The organism is Cognaticolwellia aestuarii (assembly GCF_002000025.1).
Classification (GTDB): domain Bacteria; phylum Pseudomonadota; class Gammaproteobacteria; order Enterobacterales; family Alteromonadaceae; genus Cognaticolwellia; species Cognaticolwellia aestuarii.
This window is the reverse complement of the sequence record NZ_MUZV01000014.1, coordinates 1-24,088: the sequence shown is the minus strand read 5'-3', so window position 1 is coordinate 24,088 and position 24,088 is coordinate 1. Positions and strand designations below refer to the sequence as shown.

Genomic DNA, 24,088 nt, shown 5'->3' with positions numbered 1-24,088 from the left:
ACCTGACAACTTTGTGACAGTTGTTAAAATTCAGTAACTTATAGTGTTGTTGAGCAGGCTCATCATGACATGTTAATTTCCTTGAGTAACGTGGCTGCATCGTCAAATTCGTATATTTCAACCTTTGTCATAATATCTTTTAGTTGTTGATGGTAGCGCTGTTGATGTGTCATCGATAATAATGTCTGAATGGTATCTATGGCTGCTACATCATAATTATCTACATCTATAATTAATTGCTCAAATAATGCTTTGCAATCATTAACGTTAAAGGTTTGCTCAACGACGGCTTGCTGTTCGAGTTGAGTTAATGATAATTGAATACGGTTTAGTTCATTTCGACACTGTTCAAGTCGTGAGGCTTTTATATCATGCTGTATGGCATCATCTTCTAATTGCTGGCAAAGTGTATAAAGTTGTTGAGCACCGATATTACCCGCAACACCTTTTAAGGTATGAGCCAGCTGTTCAGCTGTAGCAAAATCATGGTTACCCGCTGCCAGTGCTATAGGCTCAATAGCTTGATTGTAGTTATGCTTAAACTTAAGCAGCAGTCGCAGATATAATGGCTGATTATATTGTGCTATTGCTAAACCTGCGGCGGTGTCGATACCCTCAAGCTCAGGTAGGCTAAGTACGTCATTTTCATATGAAGGCGTTTGCTGTTGATGATTACTTGGCTTGCTCGGCACAACCCATTGAGCTAATTTACTAAAAAGTTCGCTAGTATTAATGGGCTTGCCAATATGTTCGTTCATACCTGAACGTAAAGATTTTTCTCGATCGCCAGCCATGACATTGGCGGTCATGGCAATAATAGGTAAATCGATAAAGCGTGCATCTTGGCGAATTTCTCGTGTTGCAGTGTAACCATCTTTTACTGGCATTTGGCAATCCATCAGCACACCGTCAAAGCTCTCCTGTTGCAAATAATCTATCGCTTCTTGACCGTTATTGGCTACGGTTACTGCAATGCCGTGATGGCTTAATAGTTCGGTTGCCAATTCTTGGTTTATCTCATTATCTTCAACTAACAATATTTTTGCCCCTTGCAAGGCATTGATTGCCGACTGCTCAATAAGCGGAGCTGAGGTATATTTAATGTTTCGTAGGTTTTCATGCCCTAAAGCAATTAATAAGCTGTCGAGTAAATTCGAAGAAGTAATTGGCTTACAGGTAACGTAATATTTATCATCGCTATTGAGTGCTTGGTTTGCTACTTCTTGTCGGTTCGGCAAAATATGTAATATGGGTAAATCGATGCTAGCATCCCGAATTGAACTGATATCACGACAACTTTGCTGATCAGTGCAATTAACCAGATCAAAAACTAAAGCATCAAAAGTTTGGTTGCTTTGTTTTAACTCGGCCAGCGCGCTGGTGACTGAGTTGAAGTGCTCGACAATAAAGCCAAACGATTGCAACATGCGCAGTAAAATAGGTTTATAGCTCTCGTTATCAGCGATTAAAGCAACTTTTCCACCTTGAAGTGATGATAAATAAGGCCTTTTGGCTTGGCTTTGGGCTAACGATTGGCATTGATAATCGACAGTAAAATGAAATTGACTGCCTTGTCCTTCTTGGCTTTCTAGCCATATTTCGCCACCTAATAGCTCAACTAAGTGTTTACATATTGCTAACCCTAAGCCTGTACCACCGTATTTTCTTGTGGTTGAAGCGTCAGCTTGGCTGAATGATTGGAAGAGCTTTTCTTGCTGTTCGGTGCTCATTCCTATGCCGGTATCACAAATAGAGAATTGTAAGGTTACCTTGTTATTGTGCTTTTTAAGGCAAGATATATGAATTTTTATTTCACCGTGTTCTGTGAATTTCGCGGCATTACTGCCGAGATTGGTCAGTATTTGACTAAGACGTAAAGGGTCGCCAATTAAGTCAATAGGAACGGCTTTTTCAACGTCAAAAATAAGCTCAGTTTGTTTCTCTGTTAACTTATCTACTAACATATTACCGAGGTTATCGAGAATATCGTCTAGGCAAAATGGAATAACTTCGATATCGAGCTTATTGGCTTCAATTTTTGAAAAATCCAAAATATCATTTACTAAGCCTAATAAAGACTCGGCAGCACGATTAACTTTAAAAATATAGTTTTGTTGTTGCGGCGATAAATGGGTTTTCAGTGCTAACGCTGACATGCCAATTATCGCATTCATTGGCGTACGTATTTCATGCGACATATTAGCCAAGAAGTTAGATTTTGCTTTTACCGCATCTTCAGCTAAACACTTAGCATGTGCTAAGGTTTGCTCGGCCATTTTTTGTTCACTGATATCAACAAACGTACCTAGTAGGCCGCCAATACTACCATCGGCTTTGGCAAAGCTTTTTACCCAGTACATGGTTGAATGGGTTAAACCATCGCCGTAAACCAACGGAATTTCTTTTCGAACCATGCCCATTGAAGCAATAAGAGCGGTATCTTCTGCTTGGTAAGCTTGTCGATCAGCCAAGGGTAGATAGTCAAGGTCGAGTACCGTTTTACCAATAACATCTTCGCGCCTGACATTGAACGTTTCTTCATATGATTTATTAACGTTAATAAAGCGCGAATCGGTGCCTTTAACAAAAATAGGATAAGGAATAGTATCAGCCAACGCCTGTTGAAATAGCACTTGCTCTGCCAGTGCTTGATCATTAAGTTTACGTTCGGTGATGTCTCTGACAATAGCAACGATAAAGCGCTCGTTGTGAATATCAATTGAATTTACGGTAACCTCGGCGGAAAATTCATCGCCATTTTTACGTTTGCCGAGTAATTCTAAGCGTTGTTTTTCAGTGTGGGGTGCGTTCAGTAGACGTTCGAAAACCTGTAAACATTTTTCTTCGGGTAATAAGCGTTCAATTTTCTCACCTATAAGCTCATCTTTGTCATAGCCAAACATCGTTAATACTTGTGAGTTTACAATACGGTGTTCGCTGTTTTTATCTAACATTAAAATAGCGTCAGGTGCCGATTCCATCAACGCAGCAAATTGTGCTTTAGCGGCGTTTCGTTGTGTTACATCGATAAGGGTTAGTCGTACCTCAGTCAGTTGGTCATTTTCATCGTAGACAGGTAAAGCCGATAGCATGGTATCTATGGTTTGGCTGTCACTAATTCTTACTGGAATTTCACATTCCAAAAGATGAGACTTATTCTGAAATATGCGATGAACATAGTGCTTTGGATCGACAAATTCTTGCCAATTTAAGGACACAAAAAGCTCTCTAGGGCGCTTGAACATCTTGGCAAATACACAGTTGTGCTTGATAAACTGGCCTTGGCTATTTAACGTGGCGTAAGCAACGGGCGCGTATTCATAAAGCTCCCACATTGCCCGTTCACGTTGATGTAATTCGGTGGTGCGTTGCTTAACTATTTTTTCTAATTCAGCTTTTGAACGTCGCATATATTTTGTTGAACGTTGGCCAACAGTAACGGTAAATATATTAGCGGTTAAGGTCAGTAATAATGTGAAAAATGAAATTAACATTAATTTATTACGCAGCGAGTTTAAGCCTAACATTGCTTCATTAACGTCGATTTCTGTTGCTATACCAAAGCCGTATTCTGAGTGCCATAACCAAGCCCCGTAAACGCTTACGCCACGGTAGTCGTTGTAACCTAAAACATTGGTCGCTATTTTGTCTTTTACTATTAAGTTACTGTTATTCTTATACATTGTATTTATAAGGTGATTAGCCATATAGGTAAATGGTAAAGCTTGAGTATCAATAACGGCATTCGGTGCTTCGGTAATATTAATTTGCGGGTCTTTTAGCGTGATCAGTTGGTTATTTTTACTATGATCTTGAAAGTACTTTAATATCGACAGTCTGGCTTCAAAACGACTTTTAGAGAGCATTTGCCCTTGCTCATTCACCAAGTAACTATCGCCTGATGCCCCAATACGACCTTGCTGCATAATGTCAGAAATTTGGCCGCTAGTTTGAATTTTTAGTGCTAATGCTGCAATAACGTGTTGATTATCATCAAATATAGGGATAACAATAAACATGTTGAATTGATCTATCGGGTTACTGCTATTACCAAAAAGGACGTTCTGATCGGTTTTTATTGGCGAGACAAAGCGTGTTTCGCCAGCAAATACGCTACTTAGCAGTTCAGGTTTTTGTTGTGCGATGACATTGATTTTCCCCAAGTTTTCATTGTGATTTGAAGCAATGCTTATATTGTCTCTATTGATGATAGAAAAGCCTTGGCCTTGCAGGTTACTTTGTCGAAAATATTGTCGTATATCTTGCAATGCTGATGAGGTGATTAGTTTTTCTGCTTGTGGCGCTTGCTGATTTAATTTTTGGGTTAATTGAATAATTTTTTTGTCAGCACTCATTTGCTGTAATAAGTATTCTTGTTCACTTACCCAGTCATTAAGTCTGGTTTTTGTTGCACTGACAACAGACTCAAGATTTTTCTCTATGCTGCTTTGTGTGCTTTTTTCATTATCTTGTAAGGTGAGATATATTACGCTGAAAATAATGGTGATATTCAATACTGAAATTGAATGCACAATAAACGGAAATTTTCGTGACGCCATAAAGGCAACTAAGCGTTGTTGGGTTATAAGCTTAGGTAATACTAAAGTGATAGATATTAATAATAATGATATCAATACCATAGATATTATTAATAACGTGCTACTGTCGTGACTAATATGCTTATCTGCAAAGTTTTCTAAAGCATCATCTAGTAAAATGTTTTCAGGTAAAAAAGGTGAGTTTGTCATACCAAGTTGATGATAAATTTCGTTTATTTTTTCCATTCTGGTACGAGCAATTGAGCCAATAGCAATAAACTTAGCCAAAATAACTTTACTGATTTCCTCGGCTTCAAAGCTTAAGTGCTCATGAGATTTACCTTGGCTGTTATATTTTTTTTCGATCAGTTTAATAACTTCAGCTTTATGGTTTAGCGCGTATTTCCAGCCTTTGATGGTTGCTTGACGAATAGCTTGCACACGTTGTGGGTTATTTTTTACTTCTGATTCGCTAGTAAATAGGTTGTCACCATAAAAATCGATGCCGTAATCTCTAGGATCGATTGTAAAAATATCTATGTTAGCGCGGGCAAATTCAAATGGTTCATTGGTGTTATAAATTAAAATTGCGTCCGTTTCACCGTTAATCAGTGCCGAAAATTGTTCGTTATTGTCTTGCCAAGTAAAAGCACTCATTTTAGCCTGAGCTTGTGCTTGCAAGAGCATAGCGGTGACAGGATCGAAATTTTTTGATGCTGAGCTCATCATGATACGTTTACCGATGAGATCAAATGGGCTAGAAATATTAGAAGATCGCAAAGTGGCAAGGTTTGCCGGTGAGTGCTGAAATATTTGTGCAACGATAACAACGGGTTTGCCTTTGCTTTTTGCTACCAGTAGGCTGGAATTGCTGATGCCATAATCGGCTTTACCTTCAATAACATAATCGTCAATGCTTCCTTGGCCATCAAACTCTCTTAACTCTACATCTAAGCCTAGTTCTCGATAAAAGCCTTGTTCTTTGGCGGCATAGTAGCCAGCAAACTGAAATTGATGTAACCAATTCAGTTGAATCGACACTTTATCGAGCGCTTGTGCCGAGCCTTGGCTACTAAAGACAAAAGCAAGTGTGCATAATATGGCGATGAAGCAATTTCTCAGCCCCAAAAAATTTGACATTTTATTTGTGCTCAGCCCATTGCTTAATAATATCGGCGAGTTGTTTAACACCGTCGGTTAATGCGGCAGGACCTGGTTGCAAGATATCGGTTGAGTTGACCTCGTAAATATCGCCATTTTTTATTGCGGGTATTTCCTGCCAACCGACTCTAGAGGTAACTTTGTCTTGATCAAATTTACGGCCACACCAAGAGGCAATGTAAATGTCAGGTTGTTTGGTAATAACATCACTAGCATCGGCAACAATACGGTTTTTAGCTAAAGATTGTGTCGAAAACTCACGATAACAGTCAATGCCACCGGCAATTTCGATCAGTTCACTGACCCAACCAATGCCGGTAATTATGGGGTCAAACCATTCTTCAAAATAAACTTTCGGCCGTACGGGTAATTCATCAGCTTGTTGTTTGATAGTGTTTAAATTATTTTGTAATTCAGCAACCAATTTTTCGCCTTTTTCTGGCTGGCCAATTAAGCCTGCAAGTGTGCGGATCATTTGCAAGGTTTCGCTAATACTTCGATGATTAAAGCAATGTACTTGTATACCTTCCTTTATTAAATCAGCGACAATATCAGCCTGCATATCAGAAAAGGCTAAAACTAAGTCAGGTTTTAATGCTAGAATTTTCTCGGTTCTGGCGGTGATGTAAGCACTTACTTTGGTCTTTTCTTTACGTGCTCGTTCAGGGCGCATCGTGTAAGCAGAAATACCAATAATACGATGATCTTCTTCCATCAAGTAAAGTGCTTCTGTGGTTTCTTCTGTTAAACAGATAATGCGTTCTGGCCATTTAGGTGCAGGAACAGGAGACATGTATTTTCCTTGTGGCTTATAATTTGGCATGTTTATAGATCAGATATTAACTGAGATATTTTTAGCTTACCAAAAGGTGAGCGACAAAGATCAATTTTTTGTGGTTTATATAAAAATATTTATCATATTAATAGCATAAGCTTTTTTGCTAAACTGTTGGCAATAATACCGATCGAAATAGGAAGAGTAGCTTGTCAGTATTTAATATCTACTTATTGCGTCATGGCGAGCTTGTGCAAAGCGGTATCCTTTGCGGTCGCAGTGATATTGCCTTATCTGATACGGGTAAGCAGCAGCTTATTAAAGCCACGCAAAATTTACCTGAAATATCCTACTGCTATAGCTCGCCGTTGCTTCGGTGTCGTGAATTTGCCGAGCGATATTGTCAGCAACAAGGGCTGTCGTTGCAGGTGTTAGCCGAACTACAAGAAATGAACTTTGGTGATTGGGACGGTAAGTCGTATCAAGCATTATGGCAAATAGCGACAACAGATGGCGAAGTCACTCCAGAGCCCCAGTTAACCTTAGGAAACTTTTGGCAAGATCCTTGGCAATGCCAACCGCCTAATGGGGAGTCAATGGCAAGTTTTACGGCACGGGTTGACCACTTTTGGCAGCACTTATTAGCGCAATTAAGCCAAGCACATCAGAAAAAAACTGACTCATCTAATCGTTTAGTATTTAGCCATGGTGGCGTTATTAGATACCTGCTAGCTAAAGTTTTGGGACTGCCTATTCCAGGCACTTATCATATGACTAACTTGGATGTGCCTTATGGTGGCTTAATACACTTGCAAGTTGCTATTGATGATAACGGTAACGCTTGGCCTAAATTAATGCTCTGATTATATGCCCTTATTATTTTAGTCCTTTAGTATGAAAGTTAATTGGCACTCTATAGCAATAGATTGATTTTTATTGTTTTTATTGCTTTATGCGCTATCTGATATAAAAATAAACCTTGCTATTTTCCCCTAGCTGTCGATAATCTCGGCAATAATTAAATAATGTCATATTCAAATACACTTTTTAAGTTGCTTAAAAGCATTTAAATTCGTGAGACTGGGAATGTGGTGAAAGTCCACAACTGTACCCGCAACTGTAAACAGAGCGATATATTAACCACTAAGCATTTTCGAAAGAAAATCATTGGGAAGGGATGTATCTAGATGCTGTAAGTCAGGATACCAGATGAATATGAACATTAATTGCTACGTCGAGCGGGTTACTCGAGACACTATCAATTTTTTATTGGTGACGATATCACTGATGAAAATAGATTTGCTCCCCAAAAAACTCTCATACTATCGACGTTAATCATCATATACCGATCTACTAACAATTTTTTATTTAGTACGGTCTGATTTAGGTAATGTCATGTTTGAGATCCAAGCGGTTAGTTGTGAAAATTTAGAAAATATTCAAGCCAAAATCGATGGTAAAACCAAGCCATTAGGTGCATTAGGTGATCTTGAATTACTTGCTAAACAAATTGCACAAATACAGCTAATAAGCACGAAAGCTGATACCAAAAATAATATTCTCAATGATGACCCAACTAACGCCCAGCACAAGTTACAACTTGTCTCTCCCCATTTAACGGTATTTGCCGGAGATCATGGTATTGCCAGTGAAGGTGTTTCTATTGCGCCAAGTGACGTTACTAGCCAAATGGTGGCAAATTTTGCCAATGGTGGTGCTGCGATTAATGTGTTTTGTCAGCAATTTGGTTGGCAATTAAGTGTAGTTGATACGGGTATTCTTCATCCTCCAGCGGCTTCGTTACCGGTTATTAATCAGCGCTTAGGTAATATTACGCAGGCAATTAATCAGCAAGCTGCAATGACGGAGGCTCAAGTAGAGCAAGGCTTTGAGTTTGCGCAGCAACACATCAATAACATTAGCCGTAAAGGCTGCAATATTGTGGCCTTTGGTGAAATGGGTATTGGTAACACTACGATAGCATCGGCCATTATGGCGGCAATAATGAAAGTGCCTGTTAGCGATGTGGTTGGCCGAGGTACCGGTGTATCTGATGCTGTGGTTAAGAAAAAGCAACAAGTTATTGAACAAGCTTTGGCATTGCATGCTGAAAATTTAGTGGATGCAAAAGCTATTTTACGCTGCTTAGGTGGCTTTGAACTAGTGCAAATAACCGCTGCTATGCTGGCGGCTGCAGAAAATAATATGCTGATTATCGTTGATGGCTTTATTTGCACCGCAGCGGCTATGTTAGCCATTGAGCTCAATGCTAATGTCAAAGGTTATATGGTGTTTGCGCATTGTTCAGGTGAACAGGGCCATCAAAAAATGTTGCAATGGTTAAACGTTAAGCCGCTATTAAACTTAGGTTTACGCTTAGGTGAAGGTACAGGTGCTGCATTAGCGCTGCCTATGCTTCAAGCTGCTGTGGCATTTTATAATGATATGGCAAGTTTTGCTGATGCCGAGGTTACTGATGTCACTTAAGCGAGAAACGCTGCGTGAGCAATGGCATTTATTGCTTTTAGCGATCAGTTTTTTTAGCCGAATTCCGGTAGAGCTTAAAGTTGATGTTACAGAAAATATGCTTAATCAAGCCAGTCGGTACTTCGCCGTAGTGGGGGTTTTAATTGGTGCTTGCTCTGCTCTCGCGTTTTACTTGAGTGCAAGTATATTGCCAATCGAGTTAGCACTTTTAATCGCTATGTTTAGCAGTGTTTTGTTAACCGGTGCGTTTCATGAAGACGGTTGGGCTGATGTTTGGGACGGTTTTGGCGGTGGTTGGACTGTCGAAAATAAGCTTAATATCATGAAAGACAGCCGTTTAGGTACTTATGGCGCTGCGGCATTATTTTTTATCTTGATGATCAAGTATCAAGCGTTGTTAGCACTTATTCAGCAAAATATAACCCATACGGCTTTGTTAAACGAAAGCATGCTAAGCGAGAGCTTGAGTATGTTGTCGATACTCGTTTTAGGCCATGGTTTAAGCCGAGTGCTGGCAACCAGTTTAATTACTGACATGCCTTATGTGAGTGAAGATGCCACGTCGAAGGTAAAACCTTTAGCACAAAGCCTATCAAGCAATAGTTACTTAATTTTATTGAGCACTGGCGGCTTGGTTATCGCGTTTACTTTATCGTTCAGTATTGCTTGGAAACTGGTCGCTATTTTATTGCTTACTCGTTGGTGTTTAAAGCGCTGGTTCACGAAACAACTTGGTGGTTATACCGGTGATTGTTTAGGGGCAGCACAACAACTGTCTGAAGTGGTTATTTACCTTGTTTTATTATCATTGACTTGATTAAACAATGAAATATTTATAAAAGGTGGCAATGATGAGTAGAGGCAGTGATGAGTAAAATACGTTTGGTTATTGGGGGAGCTCGCTCGGGTAAAAGTTCACTGGCGGAGCAACATGCTAAAGCGTCAAACCTACCGGTAACTTATATCGCTACCGCACAAGCATTTGATGATGAAATGCAGCAACGTATTGCTCAACACCAAGCTGATCGTCCTGAACATTGGCGATTAATAGAGTCGCCATTGCTATTAGCAAAAGCCATCACATCAGCAATATCAGAGAGTAATGCCTGTGAGCAAGGTAGCTGTATTTTAGTGGATTGTTTAACGTTGTGGCTAAGCAACAGTTTATGTAAACCATGTGCTGAAACTCATAATACTACCGATGTTAACTTAGCTTATTGGCAACAAGAAAAGCAGCAATTATTGAGCCTATTAAAAAGTCTTCAGCAACAAGCTAGCACTGAGTCGCGCACAATAGAAATAATTTTAGTCAGTAATGAAGTCGGTCACGGCATAGTGCCGATGGGCGAGCTTTCACGTCAGTTTGTTGACCAGGCCGGTTGGTTACACCAAGCACTTGCTAGCGTTGCTGACGAAGTTGAATTTGTTATGGCAGGCTTACCGTTAACATTAAAGTCAGCTACAAAAAGTTGCTCTCAAGATATTCAAGATATTGATACAAAAGGTAAATTGTGAAAACATTAATGGTGCAAGGCACTACTTCAGACGCGGGAAAAAGCACCTTAGTTGCCGGTTTATGCCGCGTATTAGTCAATGCCGGTATTAACGTGGCGCCATTCAAACCGCAAAATATGGCGCTAAATAGCGCGGTTACTAAAGATGGCGGTGAAATTGGTCGCGCGCAAGCTTTGCAAGCGATTGCGGCAAAGGTTGAAGCACGAGTTGATTTTAATCCTATTTTGTTAAAACCTAATAGTGACACTGGCGCGCAAGTTATTGTCCATGGTAAAGCAATATCCAACATGGAAGCCGGCAAGTATCACGACTACAAAAAAGTGGCGATGCAAGCGGTGTTGGAATCGCATCAGCGTTTAGCTAATGATCATGAGGTATTGCTGGTTGAAGGTGCCGGTAGCCCAGCTGAAATTAACCTTCGCGCTCATGATCTTGCCAATATGGGTTATGCCGAAGCCGTCGATTGCCCGGTGATTTTAGTAGCTGACATTGATCGTGGTGGTGTATTTGCTCACTTAGTTGGCACGCTGGCGTTACTTTCTGAGTCAGAGCAAGCAAGAGTGAAAGGTTTTATTATCAATCGTTTTCGCGGTGATATTAAATTGCTTGAGTCGGGCTTAGATTGGCTTGAACAGCGCACAGGTAAGCCGGTATTAGGTGTGCTGCCTTATTTACATGATTTAGCGTTAGACGCAGAAGATGCCGTCGCGCTTGATAATAAAGTTACGCAAGCGAAAGTTAAAATTTTTGTGCCACTACTTCCACACATGAGCAACCATACTGATTTTGACCCATTACGTTTGCAACCCAATATTGATTTGCAATACATCCGCATTGGTCAATCGTTACAAGGTGCTGATTTAATTATTATTCCGGGCAGTAAAAATGTTACCTCAGATTTAAGCTTTTTAAAGCAACAAGGTTGGCAGCAAGAAATTGAACAACACTTGCGTTATGGCGGCAAGGTGATGGGCATTTGTGGCGGTTATCAAATGTTGGGTAAACAGATATTTGATCCTGAACATATTGAATCACATGTTGAGCAAATATCAGGCCTAGGCTTGTTAGATTTCACCACCACGCTAACGCAAAACAAAACACTAAGCCAAGTAACGGCGAACATGAGGTTAAATGGTGAAACTTGTCAGTTAACTGGTTATGAAATTCATTGTGGTGTCTCTACTGGCCCAGCATTAACTCAACCATTACTGCATATTGAAAGTGATGGTTCGGGTGTAAATCAGCGGATAGCAGACGGCTGTATCTCAGATGATAAGCAAATTATTGCCACCTACTTACATGGCTTTTTTGATTGCCCTGAGCCGACACAAGCGGTACTCAATTGGTTAGGTATAAAAGACATTTCACAGCCAGTTGTTGATATTAATCAGCACCGAGAAGTACAGTTAGAGCTCTTGGCTGACATCTGCAAAAAGCATTTGGATATGGATAAAATTCAACAGATTATTCAGCAAGGTAAAACAACCTAGTGACTTTGTTAGTTTAGGTTGTATTTGTTAACGTAGCACTTGTTAGTTTAGTCTTAGCTAGCAAGTAAGCAGCTATAAAAAAACCGCTTTAAAGCGGTTTTTTATTATCAAATATTGCCGTTATTACCGTGAGCTTTATTACTCAATAAAAGCAATGGCTGTTGGGTTTAACTCTGTAGCAAATCTTGGTAATTCTTTTTCATTTGTTTCAGTGTTAACTACGTCTACACCTGGGTTTTCAGGGTTACTAACGCTGATCCAAAGATAATTTGCTGCATCTAAATTGATGTGGCTAATTTGCTCTGTACCGGTTTCCGCTATGGCTTCGTCAGCTACTACACCTGTGGTTGGGTTGAAGCTATAAACTGTTGAAAGCTCACGGTAAGGTGAGTAAAAAGTTTCACCTGCAACAAAGTAGCCTTGGGTTGCTGAAACAATAACACTTGAACCAATAAATGCTGCGGTATTGTCGACGATGTCATCGGCAGTTAATACCGTGCGTAAGCTGTAATCACTTGCGGTGATTGCTTCAATGCGGCTCAACGTTAAATCAGTATCAGTGTATGAGTTACGTGTTGTCACATAAACAACCCCGTCTTTATTAACAATACTGCCATTTAACGGGTTTAAACCTGCTAAAGGAATACCCATAACTGCATCATCAGCATTGGCGTTTGTTTCTATTTCTAAATCTGTTTCAGTATCAAAAACAGCTACATAGGCAGTGTTTGGAGAATAAGCATCTGATAAACGTTGTAAAGTAATAAATAGCTTACCATCAACAATAGTACCAGCAGATGGGTTAGGCGTGCCGTTACTGTTGTTGTCAGCTATGTAGGCATCAAGGTTTAATTCACCGATTTTAAAGTCTTCAGCTGTTGTTGCTTGAGGGTTTACAATCCAAACTTTACTTGAGCCATAACGTAAAATATAAGCTTTAGTTTCATTTACCGAAACAATATCGTATGGGTTGCGTGATGTAGAGTCGCCAGAATCTTGTGTAGTGTTCGTCCATATAGCGGTATCTAGTGCATCAGCATTATATTTTGAAATGGTGTCAATAAAGAAACGACCAATATGAAAAACGTCTTTATTGTAACTACGTACCGTGTAGTCAGAACCATCTTTAATATAGTAGCCTTTGGTAACGATTTCAGTGGCTGGGTCTATGGTAACTACTTCTGAGCCAGAGTAATCAGGTGCGACCGTCTGTACAACAGCAAATGACGGCGTATCTTTAACGTCACCAACGCTTACTTCAACAGCTAATTCACCTGTTAAACGCTTTTTGCTGTCGTCAGTTGCTACGATAGTGACAGCAAATGGGCCAGTATCACCATTTTCAAAATCAGGAGCGCTTAAAAAGCTTAGTTCACCTGCTTGCGTAATAGTAAATAAACTACTTGAAGCGCCAGTAAGTGACAAGGTAATAGCATCGCCATCGGCATCAGTTGCGTTATACGTGCTAACTAATGTTGTATTTTCTTCAACGACTGGGCTAGTTGCGCCTGTTACCAGTGGTGCATTATCTTTATCAGAACCACCGCCACAGCCAGCAAGTACTGCTGTGCTAATAGCTAAACTAAGTGGCAATATTTGCTTTTTAAAAGTTGTTAACATTTATAATCCCTCTATTGTGTATTTTATTTGAAAGCTGCGACCCTGCGACGTTCTATTCGCGAGATCTTTATATTGGTCATTGAACATATTGTTGGCGCTAAAAGACACGCGGTGCGCGCCTTGTTTCCAGTATATCGCGAGGTCAGACACTGTGCGGTCTGACGGTGGACCGTTGCCTAAGCCACTTTCGTCATTTTGAAATTTGTTAATGAGATTGAAGTACAATTCTTTATCTTGGCTAGTTTTAAATGAAACCTGCCAGGCTTCATTTACTTGGTATTTAAGCGCGATGCTATATTGCTGATGGTAGATGCCAGGTAACTTATTTTTATCAAAAGCAACAAAGCTCGATTCAATTTCAGTATCAATAATGTTGGTTTGCAATAACAATGACAGTGATTCAAATAGCTGGTAATTAAGCTGCATTTCAAAACCTAATAAGTCAGCATCACTGACATTTTTGTAGCTACCAACATTACTTGAGTTAAAAATTGCGACAATCGAGTTTTCTAACTTTTGTTGATAAATAGAAGATGATATTGATAATTTTTTCGTGTTGTACTGACCACCAAGCGAGAGCGTTAATGCTTCTTCAGGTAATAGATCATCATTACCCTTAAAAGAGCCTCTGTCACCAAACAACTCGTATAAAGTGGGGGTTCTTACCCCATCACTTAAGTTCGCGGTAATTTTAAGGTTATCTTGTTTAAAACTTAATCCCAGCTCAGTGGTTAAGTAATCTTCATTGTCTTGAAATTTTTCAGCATCCGGTTGGTTGATTGCTGCGTTGGCGTTTTCTTCTCGCAAATTACTGACTAATAAGTAGGTTTCTAATGGTAATGACTCAGGTTGCCATTCCAAACGGGAACCGATATTAAACTTTTTTTGCTCAGCTGAAATATCGCACGAACTATTACCACTGCATGTTGCAGGTTGTCCATTATGGCTACTAATCGAGGTAAAGGTTTGTTTGTCGAAACTTACAAAGGGAATAAAATTAAATGTCTGCCATGTCAGTAGTGGTTTAAGGCCAATATGGTGTTTTTTAGTTTCATAGTCATTAATATCAATACCTACTGAATCCAGACTAGAAATATAACGCTCGTCTTTGTTTTCAGCATATGCTTCTAATTCCACAGAATTTAGCCAAGATGAGTCACTTAACCACTGATGCTGGTAGCTATAGCGTAAACTATCTGAATTTAAGGACGATATATTTTCGGGTGAATTATTTCGGTAATTTGGTAGTGCTTTTTCTTGATCATTGTACTGCACATTTAAGCGGATCTGATGCTGGCCAAATTGCAGAGTATCATTGATGAACAAGGTCTTCTTGGTAAATTGATTATTTCTTAAAGCTTGTTCTTCGGCTTTGCTGCTATTTTCAATACTTTGCGGCACAAGAAAATCATAGTCGTTGTCGCTTTTAACATAATTACCACCAAATGACAGGCTATGAACTTTAAAAGCTTTATTAAATAATAAGTTACTTTCACGGTAACCAAATGAACCTGTTGCCAAGGTCAATTTAGCGGCGTCTTGAGTGGGGTTATACGTATTAATGCGGATAACGCCACCAATAGGAGTCGATCCTGTACCAATGGCTTGGTTTTTACTTATTTCAATGCTTTCAATTTGTTCGGTGGGAATTTGATTTAAATCGAAACCACCAAATTGACTATCATTAATCAGTTGGCCATCAATATAGAGCTGTACTTGTTTACTGTTAGAACCACGAATTGAAACCGAAACAGGGTTACCAATCCCGCTAATTTGACGAATTTGAATACCATTAACTGATTGCAGAATATCGGCAAGTGTTTGTGATGAGTTAACAAAGCTTTCGCGCTGCAGCACTTGATAATTTGGCGAGTTGAAGCTTTGATCATTAACGACTTCAATCACTTCGATATCTTCATTTTTAGTTGGCTCAACTTGCGCAAAGGCAGGCATAGCCACAGGGAATATTATCGGTAAATATCGTAAATAAGAGAACATCAACACCTCAAAAGTTTTGAGGGAGATACGGAAGATTATTGGCGATATAGCTGCTGCTAATGCCATTAGAATTCCGTAGCGCCCACCGCACTGCAAGTAATTTTATGTTGATTAGGCCGGTCTCCGGGCTTAACTTTGTTAATAACAAAGTATTACCGTTGCGGGGGCAGCGTTAGAATTATGCTTGCAGCAGTTCACTAACTTCCCGATTATCTCTTCATTTTTACGTAAATAACGTATAAATATCGAGCACCTAAGCAATTTTGAGCCGTCATTCTGAGCCGATTACCATAGCTTGTCAACCGTTAGCTTATTAAATCTGCTGACATAAAAAATAGCGTTAACTAGGCGGCGCTTAGCCCGAAGATATTGTTTTTTGGGCTAATGTGCAGGCGTTAATAAGCCGTTTTAGCGATTTCTCTGTCGTGATGCCAAACCTCAGTGTGTCTTGCTCGTCAGCGAGTCGACAATATACGCCTTGTTGGCAAAGGAGATGATAAATTTTCTCAGCATGCTCAGCCTGATGAAAACGTAAAGTGAGGAATAAATCACAGCCTTGGATATCAGAAACTAATGTTTGAGAAAATGCTTGCCAAAGGCTTTTTTCTTGCACTTTTCTCAGTGCTGTTAACTGTGACTTTTGTTGCGTTTGCCAAGCAGAGTCGTTGAGCGCTTGCGCTGCAATAACTTGTGCAGGCCCGTTAACTTGCCATGGGCCAAGTAGGTTGTTAAAGCGTTCACACCAAGCATTATCTGCAATTAAAAAGCCAATGCGAATACCCGCTAAACCAAAAAATTTGCCAAATGAGCGCAATACCATGATATGACCACTATCACTAATCGTATCAGTAATATTATTGCGATGAAGGTGAGGGCAGTATGACTGCTTGCTTGGCATAACATCCATAAAGGCTTCATCAAGGACTAATAAGCCGTTAAGCTGACAAATTTTTTCATGATATTGCTTAATTACACTCGGTGCGAAAAACTGACCTGTTGGGTTATTAGGGTTGATCACTACTAACACGCTATTTGGTAATATCGTTGTAATATCAGGTAATAACGTTTGATAGAAATGTAATTGATAGCCTGCGGTTTTCCATGCATGAGCATGTTCTTTATAGCCACGCTCGGGTAGATAAACATTGTGAGCAAGACTGTTTTGTTGGCGGTATAACTCAGGTAAGGCTTTGATAATAGCTTGGCTACCATTAGTAACAACAAGTGCTGAACATTGATAATATTGCTTTGCCGCAGCAATAAGTTCAGGGCTGCGTTGAGGTAACTGTTGCCAGGCGCTTAATGGTATATCAGGAATGGGGTAGCTAATGGGGGCAATACCGGTTGATAAGTCGAGCCATTCACTCATTGGAATTTGATATTGCTCGGCAACTTGTTGTAGTTGACCGCCATGAATTAAGGCCATTTTTGCTCACCTTTATAAGTTTTCTTGTTTAACTGCCGATAAAATTATCTGTTTAGTGGTACTGAAAATATGTAAAACCGCTTGAAAGCTTTATCTGTCAAGGCTTACCCGTAAGCAAACGTCAAAAGGCAATCGTTAACAGACAGTCAGTAGTATGCGATTAACTGAAAAATCAATACCGTGATTACAACGAGTAAGCTTGCTCGGATCACTACCTTTAAACTGCTTGGAATATCTTCTCTGGTTACCTCGTCTCCGGTACCTAAAGTGACAGAATGAACAACCTTGCCATGATATTGTGCGCTGCCGCCTAATTTTATTGCCATAACCGTAGCACCAGCCGCCATTACCCAGCCACCATTATGGCTTTTGTATTGATTACCTTGGCTGTAAGCATTGTATATGGCCTGATAGCAACGCTGCTTAGGTAAGCCTTGTAGCGCATAAAGCAAAGTAGAACATTTACCTGAAACAAAACCCAAAACATCATCTAAACGCGCACTTGCATAACCAAAATTAATAAAACGAGAGTTTTTATAGCCCCACATAGCATCTAAGGTATTGGCAAGACGATGTAAAATAACCAAAGGTGCACCACCAATAAGGTAGTAAACAAGTGAGGCGATAACCGCGTCATGGCCGTTTTCTAACATCGATTCAACCGTTGCTCTCGACATTTCTTGCTCGCTAAGCGCTGAGGTTTCGCGGCTAACAATGTAACCGGTAAAGCGGCGTGCGGTTTTTAAATCGTCAGACTTTAGCGGTCGATAAATTTGCATCGCATGTTGCTGCAGACTATTTAACCCGATGGCCAAATAAAGTATCGTCGCATCGACTAATATTTGACCATACCAGGTTAATTGCTCACTAAAGCAATAATAAAGTACCGGCAATGGCAGTACGAGTAAGCCCCACGCTATAGCACCTAATAGCTTAGTTTTTATTACCGACACAGTATTTATTGTTGCCGGTGTTGTGTTTTTTTCTAAGCAATAAGGGTTGAGTAATGCCTCTACTTTACTTGCTAACCAACCAAAGCCAACCAAGTAATGAAAGCGTTTTGCTTCACCTAAGGTTTTATCTAACAACAATGCGATGATTAAGGTTAGCAGCACGCTAAACTCAGGCAGTACCACGATAGTTTCTTGTAATATGCTCTGCACTATACTGTGCTGAAAAATAGGCTCAAACAATGTCATTACTGCCTTGATATTTTTGAATTAAAAGCTCAATGCGCATAAACTTCCTGACCAAATTTTTGCTCTATCTCAGCAATTTGAATTGGCTATCCTGATGGTGGTAAGCCAAGGTGAGCAAACAGCCATTATCGAACAGCTGATAAGCATTACCCGTTGAACTTTCGCCTAACTTTTCCAACAAACAACGCAGAGCTTCACCATGAAAAATCACCAATAAACTTTTGTTTTGCTGGTTTTGTGCAAGAGACTCTAGCGTTTGATAAATACGCTCGCCACATTGCATAGCGCTTTCACCATCAACCGGTTTTAGCTCGGTAAATTGCTGCAATATTTCGTGATAATGTTTATCGTTTTTAATATCTTCAACATGCTTGCCTTGCCAGTGCCCCAGATCTCTTTCAATTAAACCGCTTAAGTTAATGGTTGGAACATCTAATGTTTTCTGGCAAATGGTTGCGCTAGCAATGGCTCGCCCAAGTGATGACGAAACAATTAACGTGATATCTTTATTCATTAGTTGTTCGGCCAGCGCTGCTGATTGTTGTTCTCCTGCTGGTGTTAATGCACTGTCTAATTGCCCCTGAAAACGCTGCACTTTATTCCATTGCGTTTGTCCGTGACGTGCTAAATATAATAGGGTTTTCATTGATTAGCTTGGTGCCTTTGCTACAGCAGTTAAAACGCTATTATACCCAGTCTATTACGCTATTTACCAATTCAGAATTAATGAGTAACTGTTAGTAATAACCTGTCGTTTGTTGATTCTCTTGCTGAGGCGCTCTAATATCAGCACCAGTAATGGTACACAGGAGTTTATTGCTGTGATGCACTTTAAGCGTACAAGTGAAAAAAGAGAGCAAAATAATGAGTGAGTTCGAAAAAAGTGCGACAACTGCCTCGCAAGATGAAAAAGCAAAAGCGAAAGAGCAAAAACATATTGAACGCCAGAAAAAAATTAAAGCCAGTGTTGCTGAACGCGTAGCACAAGCAACTGAAGAACGTGGTGTATTTGTGGTTATTACCGGCAACGGTAAAGGCAAAAGTACTTCAGGATTTGGCACTGTGTTACGAGCCATTGGCCATGGCCAAAAGGCCGGAATAGTGCAATTTATTAAAGGTTCGAAATGGGAATGCGGCGAAATGAATATTTTAAAGCAATTTCCTATTCAGCATCATGTCATGGGCACTGGCTTTACTTGGGAAACCCAAAGTACTGAAACCGATATTGCGGCGGCAAAAGTTGCATGGCAAAAAAGCAAAGAAATGCTCAGTGACGAAACGCTCGATATTGTTTTACTCGACGAAATGACCTACATGGTTACGTATGGCTACATTGAACTGGACGAGGTTATTGCCGCTTTAAACAATCGACCTAAAATGCAACATGTATTGATCACCGGGCGTGCCTGTCATCGTCGATTGATTGAATTGGCAGATACAGTGTCTGAAGTTCAACCGATTAAACATGCCTTTAAAGCTGGCGTAAAAGCGCAAAAAGGCCTTGATTGGTAATTGCGCTTATAGGATGTATGAAACAGCATGGATGCTCAGAGATAAATCAAGACGATAAATAACTGGCATACTTTTTTGCTCTCCTTTGCTTTTTAATATGAATAAGAAAAAGAGAGCTCATATATTTGTCCTTATTTATTTTGTTACGTCAATAATTACACTGTTTATTTATACAGAGCAATGTGGTTTCCTGCTTTCATCCAATAAACAGGAAATATTCGCGTTTATGTCTTTGGCATAACGAAATGTTTTATTAGTAACTTATTGTAGATAGTGAATAAATCGGGTATGTTTTGATTATCATAAAATTATGAAAGAAGGATTTTTTCCTTGTTTAAACAAGGATTTTTTCCTCATAATAAGCTGTTATGTGTTTAGGAGAGTTGGGTGTTTGAAAATAATGTAGAAATAGCTTTAGATAAAGTTGAAGCAGTTAAGAAATTCTTCACTGCTTATTCCAGCTCAATTGTCTTATTTAATACAAATGCTATTAGAGCCGTTTCTCCTAATTTACCACCTCATATTCAAGCTCTCATGGATTCAGGACAAATGGGTGTAAGGGTATTAGAAAGAGCACCTGTAGGCGGTGAACATGTTCCCGCAATCGAAGCTAATATCGATGAAGTAAAAAGATATATGCTTGACGAAGGTCAACATAAAATTTTCGAATACTCTATTACGTTACTTTATTCTTCATTTGAAGGTTTTATTAGAAACTGTTTTTGTGAAATAGATCCTGCAAAAGAAGATGCAATTATTTATGTAAGTCCTCAATCGTTTGCAGAGCTTAATTTACAAACAGACTCACCTGTAATTCAGGATCTGTTAAAAATTAGAGAAATACGCAATTGTTATATGCATAACAAAGGTATTTGGGACAGTAAATCAGCTAGTAAATTATCAAAGGTTGTAACTAATTCTAAAGACGAAAGCTACCCTTTGCAGTTACCTAGTTCTACAGGTGAGGTTTATACGACCTCAGTTGGTGAGCTAATTCAAAAGCCTATAAATAGTGCAGCTGTTTTACTCTGGATGTGTACAGTATTTGAAGGCTTTTACAATAGTGTAAAAAACACATAACAAGAAATTAAACAAGGACAAAAAACAGTTGGCTTTTTGTTCACTACGTTCACATATTTTAGCCAACTATTTTTTGCCTGTTAATTGGGCGTTAGCTGTACAACATAGAGTCGAGTTTTAATGAAATATAATGCAATCAACTTTAAAGATAAGTTTACTAAATTTACCGAACATTGGTCTCCTCGTGTAATTGCTGAGATGAACGACTATCAGTTTAAACTGGTAAAAGTTGAAGGTGAATTTGTATGGCACGATCATCCGGATACGGACGAAGTTTTTATTGTAATTGAGGGGTGCCTTAACATTGAATTTCGAGATGGCATAGTTACATTAGAGTCAGGTGAAATGTTTGTAATTCCAAAAGGAATTGAGCATAAACCTACGGCTGCTTCTGAATGTAAAATCATGATTGTTGAACCTAAAGGTGTTGTTAATACAGGTGATTCTGGCACTGAGCTTACAGCCCAAAATGATGTATGGGTGTAATGTACAGCTAACAAGGCAAATCAGCAGGACTAAAAACAGTTGGCTGTTGCTCGTACCTCGCTATTTTAGCCAACCATTTTTAGCCTCTGTTTGAGGCGTTATATTGCTTTCGATGATTGGAGTTAATTTGCAATGATGGATCAATGGGGCAAATATACAACTAAATGTAATCGATGTGGTTTAAGGTACTTAGAAGAAGAGTTTACTTGTCCTCATTGTGCAGGTAAAACTAATGCACAAATAATTAAAGAACTTCATATCCCACACTCCGAGCAATTAGAAGAAACCTCTGGAATTGGTAGGCAGTTTTTTTATATAGCAGTTATTCTAGGCTGCATTTTATTATTAATTTTTTAGCTTTGGTTAATTAGCAATATAACAAGCTAATAAATAAGGACAAAAAACAGTTGGCTGTTTTCGTTCCTCAACATTTTAGCCAACAATTTTTTGCCCATTATTAGGGCGTTATATGGCACGGAAGTATGTGGTTAATCGATAGGACTTGGTTCAAATATTTATCGCTAGTGATAATAGCTTTTATTGCTTACATCTCCTCTGTAAGTGCAGGTGATAGCTTTAGAGTTATTTTTGGCTCTCTTCTTTTCATAATCAGCATCCTTTCTTATTTAGCACTTATTGCGAATAGTGTTAGGGAACGAGTCTTCCTTATTACCAAAAGCAGTAAATTTATATATCTTTATTTTGCTATAAGCATTGGTTACATTATTTGGTGTGTTACATTAATTTTAGCTATTTCCAATTCAACAGACTTGTAGTGTAATGCCATATAACAAGCTAATTAATAAGGACAAAAAACAGTTGGCTGTTTTCGTTCCTCAACATTTTAGCCAACAATTTTTTGCCCATTATTAGGGCGTTATGTTTTAAGGAAAGTATAAGTCTAATGCGCAGTTCAGGCGTCTATACGAAACTAAATCTCTGTTTAAGTTTATTTTGTATTGGAGGCTTATTCGCGTTTTTTGGTAATCTCGTTATTTCTATTGTTGGTTGTGTATTTTTAGTTGTGTCATTTTTTATTGGCAAGTTTGGCGTTAAATGCCCTGATTGTGGTTGTAATTGGCTTTTTACTTTTTTCACTCGCACAACATGGAACTTGAATATCAAAGAGTTATATAACCTTGAATCTTGCCCTAGGTGTAGTTTAAAACATAACAAGCAAATTAATCAGGACAAATAACAGTTGGTTTTTGCTCCTGCGTCGCTTATTTTAACCAACTGATATTTGCCCATTATTTGGGCGTTAGGTGAATAAGGATGTCATGCGTAATCTGATAGGTCTATTTCTATTTTTCACAATAAACTCTTGGGCTATGAAACCATTACCTGTGGTTGAATTGACACCTGAACTTTCAAAAAACCTTGATTTTAGAGTGTCATTTGAAGTTACAAATAATGGTACTGTAATATTTATCGCAGCACCTACAGATATAGATTCTTGCTCTTACAAAAGAAATTTTGTTGAAATTATTAACTCTAAGGGTGAAGTTGTTGCAACTACACAAACCAATGCAAGCGTTTCGACTGGTGAAGTTCAGATAGATGGCTTTATTTCAGAGTTAACATTGGATATGCGCATAGGTATAACTTATCTGTGTCTGCCGAAGTCTGGTAAGAAAGGTAAAATATATTTGGTTAATTCTATTAAAAAGTACTTAATTAATACTCAGCAATAAATTCACCTAACAAGAAATTAAACAAGGACAAAAAACAGTTGGCTTTTTGTTCACTACGTTCACTTATTTTAGCCAACTGTTTTTTGCCTGTTAATTAGGCGTTAGGTGTTTATTAAATTTTGTCACAAGTAACTATTCTTCTAAATTAATAGGACACCCATCTCATAAATTAATAGGACACCCATCTCAAATTGAACAAACCTAGTCTGTAGACTAAGCTCAAATGACTTTTCTCATTTATATCAGATACGTGATGACTAGCCCCAGAAAGCAATAATTACCAGGACACCCATCCCAAATTGAACTAACCTAGTCTGTGTACTAAGCTAAAAGGACCTTTTCTCATTTATATCAGATACGTGATGACTAGCCCCAGAAAGCAACAAATCAGTTTAGCTGATACGCCTTACTATCACTGTATGACACGCTGTGTCAGGCGTGCGTTTTTATGTGGTGAAGATAAGCACTCAGGCCAAAGTTTTGAACATCGACGCGGTTGGATAGAAGAAAAATTACATTTCCTCACCACGGTTTTTGCTGTTGAAATGTGTGCTTATGCGGTGATGAGCAATCATTATCATGTGGTGTTATTTGTTGATGAAGACAAAGCCAAGCAATGGAGCATGAATGAGGTACTTGAGCGCTGGCATCGGTTGCACAAAGGTACGCTATTAACCCAGCAATACCTCAATGGCGATACGCTCGCAGAGCCACTACTGGATATGGTGAATACTACGGCTGATATATATCGCCAGCGCCTTATTGACGTCAGTTGGTTTATGCGTGAAATCAATGAAAAAATAGCACGTCAGGCGAATCAAGAAGACGATTGCAAAGGCCGGTTTTGGGAAGGGCGATTTAAATCCCAAGCTTAAATTAACTAAATTAACAGGACACCCATCCAAAATTGAACAATTTTAGTCTATAGACTAAGCTCAAATGACCTTTTTTCATTTATATCAGATACGTGATGACTAGCCCCAGAAAGCAACAGATTAGTTTAGCGGATACCCCTTACTATCACTGTATGACACGCTGTGTCAGGCGTGCGTTTTTATGTGGTGAAGATAAGCATTCAGGCCAAAGTTTTGAACATCGACGCGGTTG

16 protein-coding genes, 1 pseudogene and 2 riboswitches are annotated in these 24,088 nt (G+C 39.1%); of the genes and pseudogenes, 10 read left to right on the top strand and 7 right to left on the bottom strand.

Annotation, left to right across the window (positions count from 1 at the left end):
• Nucleotides 1–62 precede the first annotated feature (62 nt).
• Nucleotides 63–5,678, bottom strand: coding sequence for an ABC transporter substrate-binding protein (locus B0169_RS17045; protein ID WP_077288119.1), 5,616 nt, complete (start codon nucleotides 5,676–5,678; stop codon nucleotides 63–65).
• A gap of 1 nt (nucleotide 5,679) precedes the next feature.
• Nucleotides 5,680–6,492: a cobalamin-binding protein gene (locus B0169_RS17040; RefSeq protein ID WP_077288118.1), complete on the bottom strand. Its 813-nt coding sequence runs from the start codon at nucleotides 6,490–6,492 to the stop codon at nucleotides 5,680–5,682.
• 191 nt (nucleotides 6,493–6,683) lie between these two features.
• On the opposite strand from B0169_RS17040, the gene B0169_RS17035 reads away from it, so the two are divergent.
• From B0169_RS17035 to B0169_RS17015, 5 genes are all read left to right on the top strand, one after another.
• Nucleotides 6,684–7,337, top strand: a complete 654-nt coding sequence (locus tag B0169_RS17035) for a histidine phosphatase family protein (RefSeq protein WP_077288117.1) — start codon at nucleotides 6,684–6,686, stop codon at nucleotides 7,335–7,337.
• A gap of 183 nt (nucleotides 7,338–7,520) precedes the next feature.
• Nucleotides 7,521–7,702, top strand: a riboswitch (cobalamin riboswitch).
• A gap of 167 nt (nucleotides 7,703–7,869) precedes the next feature.
• Nucleotides 7,870–8,961, top strand: coding sequence for a nicotinate-nucleotide--dimethylbenzimidazole phosphoribosyltransferase (cobT, locus tag B0169_RS17030; RefSeq protein ID WP_077288116.1), 1,092 nt, complete (start codon nucleotides 7,870–7,872; stop codon nucleotides 8,959–8,961).
• Nucleotides 8,951–9,778, top strand: a complete 828-nt coding sequence (locus B0169_RS17025; protein ID WP_077288115.1) for an adenosylcobinamide-GDP ribazoletransferase — start codon at nucleotides 8,951–8,953, stop codon at nucleotides 9,776–9,778. Before cobT ends, B0169_RS17025 begins: the two co-directional genes overlap by 11 nt.
• A 50-nt stretch (nucleotides 9,779–9,828) precedes the next feature.
• The gene (gene cobU, locus B0169_RS17020) at nucleotides 9,829–10,476 is read left to right on the top strand and encodes a bifunctional adenosylcobinamide kinase/adenosylcobinamide-phosphate guanylyltransferase (protein WP_077288114.1); all 648 of its coding nucleotides are present in this window, start codon (nucleotides 9,829–9,831) and stop codon (nucleotides 10,474–10,476) included.
• Nucleotides 10,473–11,966 carry a cobyric acid synthase gene (locus B0169_RS17015; protein ID WP_077288113.1) on the top strand — a complete coding sequence of 498 codons (1,494 nt, stop codon included), beginning with the start codon at nucleotides 10,473–10,475 and terminating at the stop codon, nucleotides 11,964–11,966. Before cobU ends, B0169_RS17015 begins: the two co-directional genes overlap by 4 nt.
• A gap of 138 nt (nucleotides 11,967–12,104) precedes the next feature.
• Here the strand turns inward: B0169_RS17015 and B0169_RS17010 are convergent, their stop codons facing one another.
• The 5 genes from B0169_RS17010 to B0169_RS16990 form a co-directional block, all read right to left on the bottom strand.
• On the bottom strand, nucleotides 12,105–13,586 hold the full coding sequence (locus B0169_RS17010; protein ID WP_077288112.1) for a cadherin repeat domain-containing protein: 1,482 nt from the start codon (nucleotides 13,584–13,586) through the stop codon (nucleotides 12,105–12,107).
• Nucleotides 13,587–15,650: a TonB-dependent receptor gene (locus B0169_RS17005; RefSeq protein WP_235838619.1), complete on the bottom strand. Its 2,064-nt coding sequence runs from the start codon at nucleotides 15,648–15,650 to the stop codon at nucleotides 13,587–13,589.
• 31 nt (nucleotides 15,651–15,681) lie between these two features.
• A riboswitch (cobalamin riboswitch) is annotated at nucleotides 15,682–15,856 on the bottom strand.
• Nucleotides 15,857–15,939: 83 nt separating this feature from the next.
• Nucleotides 15,940–17,010, bottom strand: coding sequence for a threonine-phosphate decarboxylase CobD (cobD, locus tag B0169_RS17000; protein ID WP_077288110.1), 1,071 nt, complete (start codon nucleotides 17,008–17,010; stop codon nucleotides 15,940–15,942).
• Between the two features lie 146 nt (nucleotides 17,011–17,156).
• Nucleotides 17,157–18,209, bottom strand: coding sequence for a cobalamin biosynthesis protein CobD/CbiB (locus tag B0169_RS16995; RefSeq protein ID WP_077288109.1), 1,053 nt, complete (start codon nucleotides 18,207–18,209; stop codon nucleotides 17,157–17,159).
• A 64-nt stretch (nucleotides 18,210–18,273) separates the two neighbouring features.
• Nucleotides 18,274–18,855 carry a histidine phosphatase family protein gene (locus B0169_RS16990; RefSeq protein WP_077288108.1) on the bottom strand — a complete coding sequence of 194 codons (582 nt, stop codon included), beginning with the start codon at nucleotides 18,853–18,855 and terminating at the stop codon, nucleotides 18,274–18,276.
• Nucleotides 18,856–19,073: 218 nt separating this feature from the next.
• Here B0169_RS16990 and cobO point away from each other — a divergent pair, with 218 nt between their 5' ends.
• The 5 genes and pseudogenes from cobO to B0169_RS16955 form a co-directional block, all read left to right on the top strand.
• On the top strand, nucleotides 19,074–19,721 hold the full coding sequence (cobO, locus tag B0169_RS16985) for a cob(I)yrinic acid a,c-diamide adenosyltransferase (protein ID WP_077288107.1): 648 nt from the start codon (nucleotides 19,074–19,076) through the stop codon (nucleotides 19,719–19,721).
• 387 nt (nucleotides 19,722–20,108) lie between these two features.
• Entirely contained in the window at nucleotides 20,109–20,801 is a 693-nt protein-coding gene (locus B0169_RS16980) for a hypothetical protein (protein WP_077288106.1), read from the top strand.
• A 120-nt stretch (nucleotides 20,802–20,921) separates the two neighbouring features.
• Nucleotides 20,922–21,287 carry a cupin domain-containing protein gene (locus B0169_RS16975; RefSeq protein ID WP_077288105.1) on the top strand — a complete coding sequence of 122 codons (366 nt, stop codon included), beginning with the start codon at nucleotides 20,922–20,924 and terminating at the stop codon, nucleotides 21,285–21,287.
• 1,280 nt (nucleotides 21,288–22,567) lie between these two features.
• The gene (locus B0169_RS16960) at nucleotides 22,568–22,981 is read left to right on the top strand and encodes a hypothetical protein (protein WP_143323587.1); all 414 of its coding nucleotides are present in this window, start codon (nucleotides 22,568–22,570) and stop codon (nucleotides 22,979–22,981) included.
• A 362-nt stretch (nucleotides 22,982–23,343) separates the two neighbouring features.
• Nucleotides 23,344–23,853: pseudogene (locus tag B0169_RS16955) on the top strand (transposase); the annotation flags it as partial.
• Between the last annotated feature and the right edge of the window lie 235 nt (nucleotides 23,854–24,088).

Bases quoted from the DNA above. Each gene is read 5' to 3' on its own strand.
- B0169_RS17025 (WP_077288115.1), top strand. From the start codon at position 8,951: ATGTCACTTAAGCGAGAAACGCTGCGTGAGCAATGGCATTTATTGCTT.
- B0169_RS17005 (WP_235838619.1), bottom strand. From the start codon at position 15,650: ATGGCATTAGCAGCAGCTATATCGCCAATAATCTTCCGTATCTCCCTC.
- B0169_RS16990 (WP_077288108.1), bottom strand. From the start codon at position 18,855: ATGAAAACCCTATTATATTTAGCACGTCACGGACAAACGCAATGGAAT.
- cobO (WP_077288107.1), top strand. From the start codon at position 19,074: ATGAGTGAGTTCGAAAAAAGTGCGACAACTGCCTCGCAAGATGAAAAA.
- B0169_RS17010 (WP_077288112.1), bottom strand. From the start codon at position 13,586: ATGTTAACAACTTTTAAAAAGCAAATATTGCCACTTAGTTTAGCTATT.
- cobT (WP_077288116.1), top strand. From the start codon at position 7,870: ATGTTTGAGATCCAAGCGGTTAGTTGTGAAAATTTAGAAAATATTCAA.
- B0169_RS16975 (WP_077288105.1), top strand. From the start codon at position 20,922: ATGAAATATAATGCAATCAACTTTAAAGATAAGTTTACTAAATTTACC.
- B0169_RS17045 (WP_077288119.1), bottom strand. From the start codon at position 5,678: ATGTCAAATTTTTTGGGGCTGAGAAATTGCTTCATCGCCATATTATGC.
- cobD (WP_077288110.1), bottom strand. From the start codon at position 17,010: ATGGCCTTAATTCATGGCGGTCAACTACAACAAGTTGCCGAGCAATAT.
- B0169_RS16995 (WP_077288109.1), bottom strand. From the start codon at position 18,209: ATGACATTGTTTGAGCCTATTTTTCAGCACAGTATAGTGCAGAGCATA.
- cobU (WP_077288114.1), top strand. From the start codon at position 9,829: ATGAGTAAAATACGTTTGGTTATTGGGGGAGCTCGCTCGGGTAAAAGT.
- B0169_RS17040 (WP_077288118.1), bottom strand. From the start codon at position 6,492: ATGTCTCCTGTTCCTGCACCTAAATGGCCAGAACGCATTATCTGTTTA.
- B0169_RS16960 (WP_143323587.1), top strand. From the start codon at position 22,568: ATGCGTAATCTGATAGGTCTATTTCTATTTTTCACAATAAACTCTTGG.